The organism is Parabacteroides sp. HGS0025, assembly GCF_000969845.1.
In the GTDB taxonomy this organism is placed as follows: Bacteria; Bacteroidota; Bacteroidia; order Bacteroidales; family Tannerellaceae; genus Parabacteroides; species Parabacteroides gordonii.
Genome location: NZ_KQ033902.1, coordinates 3306468 through 3320343, shown reverse-complemented (window position 1 = coordinate 3320343; position 13876 = coordinate 3306468). Strand labels below are relative to the sequence as shown.

Annotated in this window: 14 protein-coding genes; 6 read left to right on the top strand and 8 right to left on the bottom strand. The window is 46.4% G+C overall.

Features of this window, described 5'->3' with window-relative positions:
- Window positions 1-40: 40 nt before the first annotated feature.
- Together HMPREF1212_RS13165 and HMPREF1212_RS13160 are read left to right on the top strand one after the other, a co-directional pair.
- The gene (locus HMPREF1212_RS13165) at window positions 41-1381 is read left to right on the top strand and encodes a dihydroorotase (protein WP_046149661.1); all 1341 of its coding nucleotides are present in this window, start codon (window positions 41-43) and stop codon (window positions 1379-1381) included.
- Window positions 1382-1390: 9 nt separating this feature from the next.
- Window positions 1391-2746 carry an MATE family efflux transporter gene (locus tag HMPREF1212_RS13160; protein ID WP_046149660.1) on the top strand — a complete coding sequence of 452 codons (1356 nt, stop codon included), beginning with the start codon at window positions 1391-1393 and terminating at the stop codon, window positions 2744-2746.
- A 79-nt stretch (window positions 2747-2825) separates the two neighbouring features.
- Here HMPREF1212_RS13160 and HMPREF1212_RS13155 read toward each other — a convergent pair whose 3' ends face one another.
- The 6 genes from HMPREF1212_RS13155 to HMPREF1212_RS13130 form a co-directional block, all read right to left on the bottom strand.
- Window positions 2826-3371, bottom strand: coding sequence for a 7-carboxy-7-deazaguanine synthase QueE (locus tag HMPREF1212_RS13155; protein ID WP_028726670.1), 546 nt, complete (start codon window positions 3369-3371; stop codon window positions 2826-2828).
- Window positions 3358-3690, bottom strand: coding sequence for a 6-carboxytetrahydropterin synthase QueD (gene queD, locus HMPREF1212_RS13150; RefSeq protein ID WP_028726669.1), 333 nt, complete (start codon window positions 3688-3690; stop codon window positions 3358-3360). The genes HMPREF1212_RS13155 and queD overlap by 14 nt, the downstream gene beginning before the upstream one ends.
- Window positions 3691-4185: 495 nt before the next feature.
- Window positions 4186-5745 (bottom strand): STN and carboxypeptidase regulatory-like domain-containing protein, encoded by a 1560-nt coding sequence (locus HMPREF1212_RS13145; RefSeq protein WP_044191584.1) that lies wholly within the window; start codon window positions 5743-5745, stop codon window positions 4186-4188.
- A gap of 20 nt (window positions 5746-5765) precedes the next feature.
- A complete protein-coding gene (locus HMPREF1212_RS13140; protein WP_028726667.1) occupies window positions 5766-6617 on the bottom strand; it encodes a FecR family protein in 852 nt (283 codons plus the stop codon).
- Complete coding sequence (locus HMPREF1212_RS13135; protein WP_028726666.1) at window positions 6614-7165, bottom strand: RNA polymerase sigma-70 factor; 552 nt, start codon at window positions 7163-7165, stop codon at window positions 6614-6616. Before HMPREF1212_RS13135 ends, HMPREF1212_RS13140 begins: the two co-directional genes overlap by 4 nt.
- A 53-nt stretch (window positions 7166-7218) precedes the next feature.
- Complete coding sequence (locus tag HMPREF1212_RS13130) at window positions 7219-8493, bottom strand: carboxypeptidase-like regulatory domain-containing protein (RefSeq protein WP_028726665.1); 1275 nt, start codon at window positions 8491-8493, stop codon at window positions 7219-7221.
- 153 nt (window positions 8494-8646) lie between these two features.
- Here HMPREF1212_RS13130 and HMPREF1212_RS13125 point away from each other — a divergent pair, with 153 nt between their 5' ends.
- Genes HMPREF1212_RS13125 through HMPREF1212_RS13115 form a run of 3 tightly spaced genes read left to right on the top strand, consistent with a single transcriptional unit; the run spans window position 8647 to window position 11060 of the window.
- A complete protein-coding gene (locus HMPREF1212_RS13125) occupies window positions 8647-9828 on the top strand; it encodes an aldo/keto reductase (protein WP_046150382.1) in 1182 nt (393 codons plus the stop codon).
- 12 nt (window positions 9829-9840) lie between these two features.
- Complete coding sequence (locus tag HMPREF1212_RS13120; RefSeq protein WP_046149659.1) at window positions 9841-10701, top strand: DUF6599 family protein; 861 nt, start codon at window positions 9841-9843, stop codon at window positions 10699-10701.
- An 11-nt stretch (window positions 10702-10712) separates the two neighbouring features.
- Entirely contained in the window at window positions 10713-11060 is a 348-nt protein-coding gene (locus HMPREF1212_RS13115; RefSeq protein WP_028726662.1) for an MGMT family protein, read from the top strand.
- Window positions 11061-11527: 467 nt separating this feature from the next.
- Here the strand turns inward: HMPREF1212_RS13115 and HMPREF1212_RS13110 are convergent, their stop codons facing one another.
- Window positions 11528-12736 (bottom strand): DUF4861 domain-containing protein, encoded by a 1209-nt coding sequence (locus HMPREF1212_RS13110; RefSeq protein ID WP_028726661.1) that lies wholly within the window; start codon window positions 12734-12736, stop codon window positions 11528-11530.
- Window positions 12737-12915: 179 nt separating this feature from the next.
- Here HMPREF1212_RS13110 and HMPREF1212_RS13105 point away from each other — a divergent pair, with 179 nt between their 5' ends.
- Window positions 12916-13551 carry a hypothetical protein gene (locus tag HMPREF1212_RS13105; RefSeq protein ID WP_046149658.1) on the top strand — a complete coding sequence of 212 codons (636 nt, stop codon included), beginning with the start codon at window positions 12916-12918 and terminating at the stop codon, window positions 13549-13551.
- 101 nt (window positions 13552-13652) lie between these two features.
- On the opposite strand, the gene HMPREF1212_RS13100 is transcribed toward HMPREF1212_RS13105, so the two are convergent.
- Window positions 13653-13874 (bottom strand): (4Fe-4S)-binding protein, encoded by a 222-nt coding sequence (locus HMPREF1212_RS13100; RefSeq protein ID WP_028726659.1) that lies wholly within the window; start codon window positions 13872-13874, stop codon window positions 13653-13655.
- Window positions 13875-13876 lie beyond the last annotated feature (2 nt).

Sequence of the window (13876 nt, the reverse complement as noted above, 5' to 3'; positions counted from 1 at the left end):
ATAGAATCATGTACATTTGTGAAAAATAAACACAAAGCATATGAATAAAATTCTGATAAAAAACGCTTGCATCATTAACGAAGGACGTATGTTTAAGGGATCAGTCCTTATTAATGGTGATAAAATAGCCGAAGTATTTGAAGGTGCTGTTCCGGCAACAACCGATAATGTAAAGGTGATCGACGCCGAAGGTAAATTCTTATTGCCGGGCGCTATCGACGACCAGGTGCATTTCCGTGAACCGGGTCTGACCCATAAAGGAGATATCGCCAGCGAAAGCCGTGCTGCCGTAGCCGGTGGTATAACGACTTTCATGGATATGCCGAACACCAAGCCGCAGACGACCACGATCGCCGACCTGCAATGGAAACTGCAACGGGGGGCGGAAACGTCGGCCGCCAACTATTCTTTCTTCTTCGGAGGAACGAACGATAATATGGATGAGATCCGCAAACTGGATCGCAGCCGTGTGCCGGGGTTGAAGCTCTTTCTCGGCTCTTCTACCGGGAATATGCTGGTTGACAAGAAAGACAGTCTCGAACGTATCTTCGGTGAAGCGGATATGCTGATCGCGATCCATGCGGAAAAGGAGGAAGTGATCAAACGCAACCTGGCTTATTATACGGGATTGTATGGCGAGGATCTCGATATTTCTTATCATAGCAAGATCAGGAGTGAGGAGGCTTGTTATGCCTCTTCTTCGGAAGCAGTGGAATTGGCTACGCGCCTGAACTCGCGCCTGCATATTCTCCATCTGTCCACAGCCAAAGAGCTTTCTTTGCTGAGTAACGCGATCCCTTTGAGCGAAAAGAAAATTACAGGGGAAGTATGCGTGCATCATCTCTGGTTCCACGATGGCGACTATGCCAAATATGGCAACCGTATCAAATGGAACCCTTCTATCAAGACGTTGGAAGACCGTATTGCCTTACGCGAGGCAGTTAAAAACAATACGATCGATATTGTGGCGACCGACCACGCTCCGCATCTCTTGTCGGAGAAGGAGGGAAGTTGCCTGAAAGCAGCTTCGGGCGGCCCGTTGGTACAGCATTCGCTGGTGGCTATGCTCGAACTGGTGGCCGAAGGTTGCTTCACGTATGAAAAGGTGGTGGAAAAGATGGCGCATATGCCGGCCGACCTGTTCCATATCGACCGTCGCGGATACATCCGTCCGGGCTATTATGCCGACCTTGTGCTGGTCGATCCCGATAAGAGCTGGACTGTGGCACCGGAAAACATCCTGTATAAATGCGGTTGGGCTCCTTTTGAAGGAACGACTTTCCATCACAGCGTCTGCCAGACGTTTGTCAACGGAGAACTGGTTTATGACAATGGCACCATCGATGATACCGTTCGGGGAATGGAAGTGCGGTATCTTTGATCTTAGCGCATGAATAATGTATATGAAGAGCGGCTGGGTACGGATCGTATGCTGCCGCTCGTTTTTAAGATGGCGCTTCCGGCAGTCGTTGCCCAGTTGGTCAATCTGCTTTATAATATTGTGGATCGTATTTATATCGGGCATATTCCCGGAATAGGTACGTTGGCGCTGGCGGGTATCGGTGTGGCCGGTTCTATTATTATCCTGATCTCCGCCTTTTCCGCTATTGTGGCCGGAGGAGGTGCGCCGCTTGCCGCCATTGCGTTGGGACAAGGCAACCGTCAGCATGCCGGGAGGATACTTGGAAACGGGTTTGTATTGCTCCTGTTGTTCACTGTCCTGACTTCTGCGTTGGCATATATCTTTATGGAGCCGATACTGTTGTTTACCGGTGCTTCCGAACAGACGCTCGGTTATGCGACGGATTATCTTTCGATCTATCTTATCGGAACGTTGTTCGTGGAGGTTTCGGTCGGTCTGAATACCTTTATCAATACGCAGGGGCGTCCGGGCATAGCGATGTGGTCGGTGGTGATCGGTGCGGTACTCAATATCCTGCTCGATCCGCTTTTCATCTTTGTTTTCGATATGGGTGTGAAAGGGGCTGCACTTGCCACGATTATTTCGCAGGCGGCTACTGCTCTCTGGGTATTGTTGTTTCTTACTTCCTCCCGTGCTTCCTTACGGCTCGAAACCCGGTATATGAAACCGGACAGGAAAGTGATCGGAGCTATACTGGCGTTGGGGGCTTCGCCTTTTATTATGGCCAGTACCGAAAGCTTGGTCGGTTTCGTCCTGAACGGGACGCTGAAGACATTCGGGGATATTTATGTAAGCGCATTGACTGTGATGCAGAGTGCGATGCTCTTTGTCAGTGTTCCGCTCACCGGATTTGCTTTGGGATTTGTTCCTATCGTGAGTTATAATTATGGACATGGCAACCGGGAACGGGTGAAGGAATGTTTCAAGATCGCTATGACTGTTATGTTCCTGTTTAATTTCGCTTTGATGTTGTTTATGATCTTGTTCCCGTCGGTTATTGCTTCGGCTTTTACGGCAGACGAAGAACTTATCGGAACGGTGAAGGAAGTGATGCCTGTCTTTTTAGCGGGAATGACTATTTTCGGTTTGCAGCGTGCCTGTCAGAATATGTTTGTGGCTCTTGGGCAGGCAAAGATCTCCATTTTTATTGCCTTGCTCCGGAAAGTACTTTTACTTATTCCGCTTGCGCTTATCTTGCCGCGTTTTATGGGAATGATCGGTGTCTATTCGGCAGAAGCTATTTCCGATGCAACCGCAGCTATTTGTTGCACGATTATTTTTGCCATCCAGTTCCCGAAGATATTGAATAAGATGACTGTATAGTAAGATACTGTTTTAAATATAGTGTTGTTGGTAGGGGCGGCTCGCGAACCGCCCTTACAGATGCAGCATACAGAACCGGTCAGGGAATATCGATCAGTTTATGTGTCTGCAAGCTGAGTTGCCATTCCGGATGTTGGAGGATGTATTCTACAATCTCGGGAGTATTCCGGCAGGAGCAAGGCTGTATATAATGATGCTTAGCCGGCAGATTGATATAAGAGGACAAATCCTGTCCGAGGTAAACCACTTTCACTTCATCCATCCGGTCGATGCAGATAGGAGCACCTTCCTTCGGCGAACAAGTCACCCAGTCGATATTTGCCGGCAACTTGCGCGTGCCGTTCGTCTCTATACATATATATTTGCCTTCTTTGTGGAGCAGGTCGATAAATTCTTCATCGATCCATAAAGCAGGTTCGCCACCGGTCAGTACGACCAGGTTGGAAGGATAGGCGGAAATCGTCCTGATGATCTCTTCATCCGACATCAATGTTCCTTCCTCATGTTCTGTATCGCAGAAACTACATTTCAGGTTACACCCTGAAAAACGGATAAAGACAGCCGCCTTTCCCGTATGATAGCCTTCCCCCTGAAGGCTATAAAAAATCTGATTAATCTTTCTCATAGATCGCTGTGTTTGATTCTGATTCATTTACTTCTACTTTATAACAGGTGGGTATTTGGTCACAAATCCACCGGGCCATGTTCTCTGCTGTCGGGTTGAAGGGGAGAACTTCGTTTAAGTTCTGATGATCGAGTTTGCTCTTGATTAAGTTCTTGATATGGCTGAAATCGATCACCATACCATCGGCGTTTAGTTCCTTCGAGCGACAATAAACTGTGATAATCCAGTTGTGACCATGCAGGTTCTCACATTTGCTGGGATAGGAGAGCTTCAGGCTATGTGCGGCTGAAACTTCCATTCGCTTAACTACGGTATACATGCAAAAAAAGATAATTTAAACGTTTATACTCTGTACCTGATGTCACCTTGATACGGGTGCAAAAATACACAAAATACACATGCGATTATCAGCTCCCGGCCTATCATATTTATTAAAAAAACATTTGTATATTTGCAAGTATTAGAAGGTTAGCTCCATTTCTCCGGAAGATGGGAAAAAGATATAAAGTAGCAATAAGTAAAATAACCAGCGTTATTTTGCTTGTTATTTCACAGAATATGTGTGCTTTTGCCTTGGTAAACCAATTTTTAAGCTACGGGAGCAAATGTTAAAAAATAGAAGAAGCTGCAAATAAGTTTCGATAATTTTAAAAATGTGTTTTATAATATCTTTTTTTATTTGCGCAGTAACATAAAATCCCGCATCTTTGCATCCAGATAACCTAAACAATCTTTTTGCCTTAAAGACTAATACCTATTAAAAACCTATAAAGAGGGCCTTTGAGAAAAGGCCCTCTTTATGATTTTTAAGCCTTTAGTAACCTGTTTCTTCAATCTTCGACGATATTTTTCCTATTGCTTCATTCAGTTTTTCTTCCGGTGGAATGACATTAAAGTCACCCCAAAACTTCTCATCATAGCTAAATTTTGTTTCAGAAAAGACGGTTCGGGTAGATAATGTTTCTTTTCGTGTAAAACGGTTAACATTAACAGTGTCCGTTTTACATATAACCATTTCGAACCATACATGAAGCGGGGAACTGCCGAATAACTGCCTTTTTTGTTTCACTTTAAAATGCAGGTCGCCCCTTACATGATTGATATAATAAGTGCCGTTCCACGGTTTGTAGGTGACGGTGTAAATTACTTTTTGCGGCGTGATTTTCAAGTTACGGCTCTTCTTCTCGACCAGCATGCCGGCGGCTTCTTTAACGTATTTGGGATGCAGCTCAAACTCCGCGCGAAGCAGGGCGCTGTTCTCGGAGTCGATATATAAGTTTCCCTTATAAAGCGGAGTCGTGATAAAGTTGCGTTGCTCGAAAGAGATCACGTTTGCCATCCGGTTGTCTATGACGGTGATGTCGGAATGGGCAAAGACATAAGGATAGTTTACCTCGCTTTCAGGTATCAGGAAATCCGGCATATTCTTTATGATATCCAATGTAATACTGGCATTGAGCCCCGATTTCATCTTAGCGACAACGGTGTCTTTTTCCTGGTTGCTGGTGATGCGGCGCATTTTTAACAATTTCACCTGGTCGACCGTGTTCTGGTTATTATAGGCCGTTTTATAAATTTTAAAAACGCCTTCCGTCAGGCTGACGAACTTATTTTTCCGTTCGATCCCTTCCCGGTAGAAAGAGGTCATGTAGACCGGTTCCTGCGAGTAATTCTGTTTCTTTTTGTCCTGCATCTCGCGCAATAAACGCAACGGGTTTGCGATGCGGACGACAACTTCCTGCAAGGAGATCACTTTGGGCTCCAGTGTAAGCATACTGTAACGCTCCGCCAGCAACTCGCCGGACATTTCAAGCGGCTGATAACCCAGGTGAGAAAAGCTGATTTGTGACTGACGCAGGGAGTCCGGCAAACGGAGCCTGAATTCTCCCCCCTGGTTTGTGATGCTTCCTATCGCTTCCGCACTGATACCGACGGTAGCAAATGGAATAGGCTCATTGCTGTATTTGTCGCGCAAAATACCTTCGAGCGTGAAGTAACGGATGCTGTCGGGAAGAACCGGTTCGACCTTTACCGGGGGCGCTTCTACGGGCGGTGAGATCAGTATGTGGTTTCCGATCACCCGGAGACCGAGTTGCTTATTCCCTGTGATCAGCTGGATCGCTTCCCTGACGGTATATTTACCGCCCGGAATTTTAACGACCTGCTCATTGTCGATAATTTTACTGTCGTAGATAAAAAGGTAGCCGGAACGTTCGGACACTTCCCCCAACAGGTGATACACCGTTTCCTTGTTTTTGGAAAGATGGATGACACGGTCGAGAATATCGTTATCATCTGCCTGCAAAGGAACTGCTACGGCCAGCAGTAGTCCGATGAGGAAGTAGAGTATGCGATATGTGACGTTCTGTTTCACCTCGGGTTGTTTTTATCCTGTTAGTTCTCATGCAACGTAAGCACATTCTTATCACGTGTATATTTCAGGTTCAGGGCTCCGCAAATCAGTTCGGCAATACTTTCCGGCGAATTGTTGAAGAAAGTAACGGTCAGCTTCCGGTCTTCCAGAGCGGGGACGGTCTGCAAACGTATATCTTCCGTGTTGAGGTTGATGATACGCAGGATGTCGGCCAACCGTTCGTCTTTAAAATGTATCTGCCGGGTATATTCCGAGAATTGTTCCGGATGCCTGGTCTGGTTTACGTGGAGTTTACGGGAAGCGAGAGTCGCTGTCTCTCCGGCTTTGACATAAACGTCCTGTCCATTCTTTTTCAGGGTCACTTTCACCACTCCCCGCTGTACGGACAGTTCGAAAGGCCGGCTTCCGTCGCTTTTCACATTAAAGGCCGTGCCCAGTACTTCGATACGTGTCTCTTCCGTTTCGATCAGGAAAGGCCGCGTGCGGTTTCCGGTGACATCGAAAAGCGCATTGCCCTGCAAGGAAACTTCCCTCTTGTCCGGCTGGAAATGTTCCGGATAATGGATGGCTGCGTTTCCGGCCAGATAGACGATGGAACCGTCTTCAAGCGTGGTGGCCAGCGTCGTTGTTTCCATATTCTGCCGGGTAAGCAGGTTCCGGTCGATTTCCTTTTCTGTTTGATTGAAATAGTTGATGGAGATATATGTACAAAGTAATATGACAGCAGCAGCTGCTGTCCATTTGAATGCAGTCAGACGAAGCGATGGACGAGCTGTCTCCGCTTGGGTGATCAAACCATCCTTCTCCAGGCGGTTGTAAAGTGTTGTCCATGCCTGGTCCGTTTTTCTGTTGTCCTTTTCTTTCCGAGTCATACTGTTTGTGTATAATTCTCAATTTCTTTTCTGAGCGTTTGAAGCGCCTTTGTCATTTCGGCTTCCACTGTTTTGACCGAGAGGGAGAGGATAGAGGCTATCTCTGCATATTTCTTTCCTTCAAAGCGATGCATCCGGAAGATGCGGAGCCGGCGTTCCGGCAGCTTTTTAAGCGTCTTGTCGATCAGTGTTTCCAGTTCCTTGTATTCCAGTTGATCCTGCGGATCGGAAGGTTTGCCATCGGGGTTGCCCGCTAAGACGGTTTCCCTGTACCGGTTGCGCACTTCCAAGTGTTCGCAGTATTGGAGAGCCTGGTTGCGTACCGCCCCGTACAGGTAACTTTTGATGGAGCGGAACACCTGTAGCTTCTCCTTTTCTTTCCAGAATACGTAAAAGAGCTCTTGCACGATCTCTTCGGCCACATCCCTGTTTCCGGTGATCCCTGCGGCATACAGGCAAAGAGGGGAGTAATAGAGCCGGAAGATGCCTTCGAACGCCTTGACGTTCCCCTCTTTAATCTTAGTTAATACGAATAAGTCGTTTATCATGCCGCGGATCTTTCTGTTTAGAGTCCTTCAAATGTACGAAAAGATATTGAGATTTATTTCTGTTGCTTTTTTAATTTGTTTACTGCGCTGTCCAGCGATTCCGTTGGTTCGATGATATTGTAAGCGCCCCAGAAATCTTCATCCATAAAGTTTTCCACCTTGTCGGACAATGATTGTGATTCCTTGAATGCCATCTTGTACGGAATACCGCCAACATTATCCTCTTTGCCATCCGTCACGACCATTTCCGAAATAATGGTGTAATTGGTTGAGAACAGTTTGCGTTTCCAGTCACATTTAAATCGTACCCCGTTGCGTATGTAGTTCAGATAAGTTACGCCGTTCCTTTCCTTGTAAGTCACCAGGTAAGCCACTTCGAGCGGGCGGAAACGTAATCCGAACGGTTTCTTTTTGAGGATGGCCTGGGTCGCTTTGTTGCGGTCGTCCATGCTCAGGTTGAATTCTGCACGGGTAAATGAGAGTCGTTCCTTGTCTATGTACAGTTTTCCGTAATACAGGGCATACGGCATGATCACCTGTGGCTGGAAACTGATCACATATTGCGGACGGTTATCGATATTGGTCGATTCTTCCATCTTGAATGTATAATAAGAAAGGCATTCCAAATCGAGCAATACATCCGGATTCTTTACTATGTCGACATAGACCGACATCGTAGGGCCACCGAGAAGTTTCACGGCAAGCGTATCGCTTTTCTTCTGGCTCAACAGTTTGCGGCCTTTGTATATCTGCACCCGGTCGTGATCTGCCGACTCGTTATACGGAGTCTTGTAAATATCGATCACCGCTTCGGATATATTGATGTATCTTTTTCCTTTTTGTGCTGTTTCGCGATAGAAACCTGTCAGCATATTTGTCTTCTTACTATAATTTGCCGGGATCTTTCTGACCGCTTCTTCTACGATAAGCCGTGGTTCGCGGGCATGGATGATGATCTCGTCGAGCATGTTCTCGTAAGGAGTCATCCAGACGGTCAGGTCTGAAATATCGCCCCCGTTGAGCGTTACTTTGTTATTATAGTATCCGATATGCGATACTTCTACCGCTTTCACATGAGAGGCATCCTTGATCTTGAAAGAGAATTCCCCTTCCTCGTTCGTGATGGTTCCTGAAGTGCTGCCCGGAATGGAGATATTTACATATTCCAGTCGCTTTTTATTTTGCTTGTCTTTAACGACTCCGCTAACGGTGATGTAGTCTGCGTTCTCATCGTCACGCTCTAGTACCTGTGCCTGAAGCGGACTCATTCCTACTACCAATAGCATGACAAGCAAAAATCGGATGGATTGTCTATACTGCGTTTTCATCTCTGTATTGTTTTAAAGGTGAATATTACTCGTTTGTACTAATAAGATCGTTCAGGAAATAAATACCCTATGGAAAAAGTGAACTATTTTGATAAATCTTTCTATATTTGTGAAGGACAGGACGATAAGCACACATATATAATTCTATATCCTATGAAAACCAAACGTATTAATCGAAGAGCTTTTTTCAGGCTTTCGGCCACTGCGGGAGCCGGTGCCCTGCTTATGCCGGGTGTCGCTGCAACCCGTACCGGTCAGCCCGGTAATGAGAATGAAATCCCTGTCCGTACGCTTGGCCGAACGGGGGTAAAACTTCCGATCCTGAGTATGGGAGTGATGCGTGCTGATAATCCGAATGTCGTAAGAGCCGCTTACAACTCCGGACTGTTCCATTTTGATACGGCTCACGGGTATCAGAACGGAAAGAACGAAGAAATGCTGGGGAAGTTCTTCGCCGGGAAAAAACGCGACAGCTTCTTCATCGCCACCAAAGGTAAATTCGATTATCCGCTGAAAGATGATTTCGAACAAACCTATACCGATCTTGTCGACCTGAGCCTGAAACGGTTGGAAATGGATCAGGTAGACCTGTTCTACGCACATGCTTTGAGCAAGGTCGAAGAGGTGAAAGACGAACGTGTGATTGCCGTCCTGAAGAAGTTGAAGGAAGAGGGCAAAACCCGTTTCATCGGATTCTCTGCACATGCCGGTAAACCGGAACTGTTGGATGCAGCCATTGAAGCCGGAATTTACGATGTGATCCTGCTGAGCTATAACTTCAAACTCTCCAATCTGAAAGAAACGGAAGAAGCCATTGCCCGTGCCGCCAAAGCCGGTATCGGTCTGGTTGCCATGAAGACCATGACCGGAGGAACAGAAGATGCGGCCGGTAAGAAGAAGATCAATGCAGAAGCCTGTCTGAAATGGGCCTGGAAGAATGAACATATAACGACCGCTATTCCCGGTTTTTCCAATTACGACGAACTGGAGGAATGTCTGGCTGCCGGCCGCAATCCGGAACTGACTTCCGGCGAACAGGAATATCTGGCTTCCCTCTGCGGACAGGAAATGTTGTATTGCCAGCAATGCGGAAAATGCCAAACGCAGTGTCCCGAACATCTTCCTATTCCTGATATCATGCGTGCCTACATGTATGCTTATGGCTATAAATATTCGAAGATGTCGAAAGAGACGTTGGCGGAGCTGAACCTTTCGCCGGATATCTGTACGAATTGCGATACCTGCCGGGTGACGTGTCCTTCCGGGTTCGACGTATCGGCAAAGATAGCCGCTATCACGCCGGTTATGCAGGTTCCGAATGAATTTCTGACTTAATAAATACCCGTTATGAGATACATCAATTATTTGTTGCTCTTATTCCTTTTGCCCGTTTGTCCGCTGAAGGCACAAACGCCGGACGAACTGAAATCGTGGTTGCCGGCGGTGCCCGGTTGGACAATCTCGGATGAAGTGGAAGTGTTCAATCCCGACAACCTGTTTGACCGGATCAACGGTGCCGCCCCGCTTTTCATCGAGAATAATTTCAGGGAAATGACTTCGATGGAGTACAAGAAAGGAGCCGATTACATCACTATACAGGCCTACCGTCATGCAACCCCTGAGGATGCTTTCGGCATGTATTCCTCGGAACGTTCTTCGGATCTGGCTTTCCTTCCCATCGGGGGAGAAGCGCAGGGGGATAAGACCAACCTTTATTTCTTTGCCGGAAATATGTATCTGAAGATATGGAGCAACGTTTCCGGTGATGTGTCGGCTGAATTGCAGTCCATAGGAAAAGGGTTGGCGGAAAAGATCGATGCCAAAGCCGCTTATCCGTTGGTAGTCCGTTTGTTTCCGGAAGAAGGAAAGATCCCTTATTCCGTCAGTTATATAACATCCAACTTTATCGGCCATGAATTCCTGCGTTCCGTTTACACGGCCAGGTATGAACGCGGCGGACAGAGTTTCCAGTTATTTATATTGGATGGAGGCACTCCCGAAGGTGTAAAAGATGTATTGACCCAGTATATGGCTTTCACCAAGCAACCGCAGGAGGTAAAAGAGGGCGAATTGCTGATTAAAGACCGTTATAACGGAGATATCCCGTCTCTCTGGAAAGGACGTTATCTGATCGGTATTTTTAATGAAAACGGGGATACGATAACCGGCGGGAATGAATTGTTGAACGAACTGGCCGGTAAACTTTAATTGATTTCAGCATGTCGAACTTTGATAAGGCAGACTTTATACAGGCTGTCTACCAAATGGTAAAAACCGTTCCGCGGGGTCGTGCCACCAGTTATGGCGCGATAGCCCGCTCGATCGGTTATCCGAATATGTCGCGGATGGTAGGAACTGTTTTAGGTAACTGCAACAGTGCGGAAACCGGCATCCCTGCCTACCGTGTCGTAAACAGCCAGGGCATCCTGTCCGGCAAAGATGCTTTCGGCACTCCTACGGAAATGCAGGAAAAACTGGCAGAAGAAGGTGTGATGGTGGAGAATAACCGTATCAAAGACTGGAAGCGTGTGTTTTGGGATCCGATGAAGGAGATTGCCACAGACTAGCGTGAAGTATAGGGGAAACAAATTCAAATCTCCCTACTATTTATCGGATAAGTAAGGACTTTCTATTGCCAGGGTGTAGGGGGTAGCACAACAGCCTGTACAGGATAATCCGCCAGGGTGTACAGGATAATCGATTACCCTCTACAGGGTAGAATTATTGGGTGCTGACTTAACATTTAGTTTGTCATATCTATCGTGTTACCAACATAGTATATATGTGTTAGTATCGGAAGTGTTGCTTCCTACGGTGGGCTTATCCTCTGATAAAGAGTTTTTTTATTTTTAGCCTTCATGCCTTCATGGTGAGTCTTATAATGCTTATAATTAGTGTTTTACAAATGAAGCCACCCGGTTGTACTGCCTTCATCGGATGAATGCACTTTACCGGGTGGCTTCATTTGTAAGTGTTTGTATATTAGCTGATAACCTGTCTTTATGAAGGCATGAAGGCAGATTTTACGAAAAACTTATTTCACGGTTACCTGCAACGGTTGTTTAACCTTCTGTGCAAATTCCTGTACATACTTGAACCATTCGGCAGAGTTGCGGAAGCCCCATTTGCTCCATCCGGCTCCGGTGTAATATGTATAATTGCTTCCCGGAGTGTAAGTCGTATAAGCCAACACATGACCATCGGCGCCACGTTGCTTTTTCTCCTGGTCGGAGAAGTTTACCGCTTTGGCTTCACTGATCTTTTCGGGGAATACGGCGGCAACATAGATCTGTCCGTTTTCCGGGTCTTCCGGATCGGCATAAGCGATGTAACCGTTTGAAGCATCAGCCTGGTAATCATTGCTCGGTTCATGCAGAACGATACCTGTTACAAGCGGGGTCGGTTCACTTAGGTTATCGAACGACAGAGTTACTTTGTTCAGTTGCGAACCTGCATCCAATGAAAGCAGGCGTGTTTCAATCACGGAAGCATCTTCTTTTACTTTAAGCGGGTTGTAGACCAGCTTCACTGTGAAACGCAGCGGGCCGTTATCCAGGATTTCATACTCCTTATAGCAGTACGGATAAACAATAGAGTCGTTAGCCAACAGGGCGGAAGTACCGGCACCCAATGTCGGGCCTACCTTGTAGTAATCCAGTCCGTTCCCATGATCGATATGGTAGGAGATGGAGTTAGCCAATTCCTGTGCAGCCTTCTTGTCTGTCTTTCGCAGTTCGGCTATTTGGGCTCTCGACTCCGGATTTAGTTCTGTCTTGTAACGCATGTCGACAACAGGCTCCGATACACACTTCACCCATATATCGTAGCCGAAAGCCTGTTCGCCGGTGGCTTGCAGAGCCGGGCCATAGGTACGGAAAGCGATACGGTCGTTTTCCCAGGCGATATCATCCACCCGTTCCGGATAGAATTTACCACAGGCAACCGTTGCTGGCTCTTCCGGTGTCCCCGGTTCGATCTTATAAGTAACGCTGCTGTTTGCGTTCACATCAACGGGGAAAATAATTTTTTTGTCGTAGGTGATCTGATAAGGGATCTGTGTTCCGTTGTTGTCGGAGATAATGAAAGACTCGCCATTCAGTTTGGCTACTGCATCCATTGAAATCTCTGTAATCTCATTCGAGCGGGCGATGGCGGACGGGTTTGTCACAGTTACATCCACGCTCTTTTCCTGCGTACAGGCAAAGGCGGTGGCGGCCAGAAATAAGGAAATAATCTTTTTCATACATATTATATTGTTAGTTCATAAATATTTCGCCGTGAGTGTTCTCCATTTGAAACCGGCAGTAAAAGTATGAATATTCACTAAGTTTACAAAGCCCATTTGCAGTAAACAAACGTTTTTTTCTATTCGATCTGTGTTCTTGTCATGCAGTATACGATTCTTTTTACCGTTTATATAGCATGATGTTGAAGCAGTGTTTACTTATTCTGATGTTGATGGGAGTCTCGCATATCCGGCTATATGCACAAAGTTGGAGTGAGAAGGACTCGGTATGGTTGTCGGGTGTTCTATCGGGAAAAGATACGATCCGTATCAACCCGGAGTTTCAGAAGGCGATCGATAGCGGTACATTTATCCACCTGGAGGACGAACCCGGACAGCAAATGCTGGAAGCCCCGACGGAGTTGCCTATCCTGAAAGACTTTTCCGAATATTTGCATGCCGATGCGGATACTGTGCGCGATCGTCTGATATATAAATCGATGCCGCCCAGTGTGTACCGTTTGTATGTAATAGAGTTGGATACCTGTTTGCCGATAAACAAAGGGGCCTATACGCCGCCGCCCACACGTTTGATCGATAAAAAAGAAATACAAGTAGGAAAACTTCCGGTGACGGCAGCTGTAGGAGGGAAGAACCTGTATTCGTCGGATGTGGTGAAAGACGGGCAGAAGCGAGGAACCGTAGGCGGATCGGTGAAACTCTATTTCTCCCTGGATGATATGCTGAAATGGGTTTTCTCCAAAAAAGAAAGAAACAAGCGGAAGAACCGTAAGCGGGATGATACGTGGCGTTATTATAATTCGATGCCCTGACAGCTGGTTTACGTTTCTAAAATAAAAAGACTTCCGCCGGTATGTGAACGAACCCGACGGAAGTCTGAACTTAAGTTATAGCTTTTCTTTATATTATATATCTATTCTTTTTTATTAAGTCTGTAACTAAGTGCCCCTGAAGGGCATTTGTTGATCTGCGCGATCAATTCATCAGTGGTTGCATTTTCTATTTTTATCCAAGGTCTTTCCTTTGGATTATATACCTGGGGTAATGTTTTTACACAAATACCTGCATGTTTACATAGTTCGGGTTGCCATATAATGGTCAACTCGCCGTTTGAATATTCAATTTTCTTTCCCATAT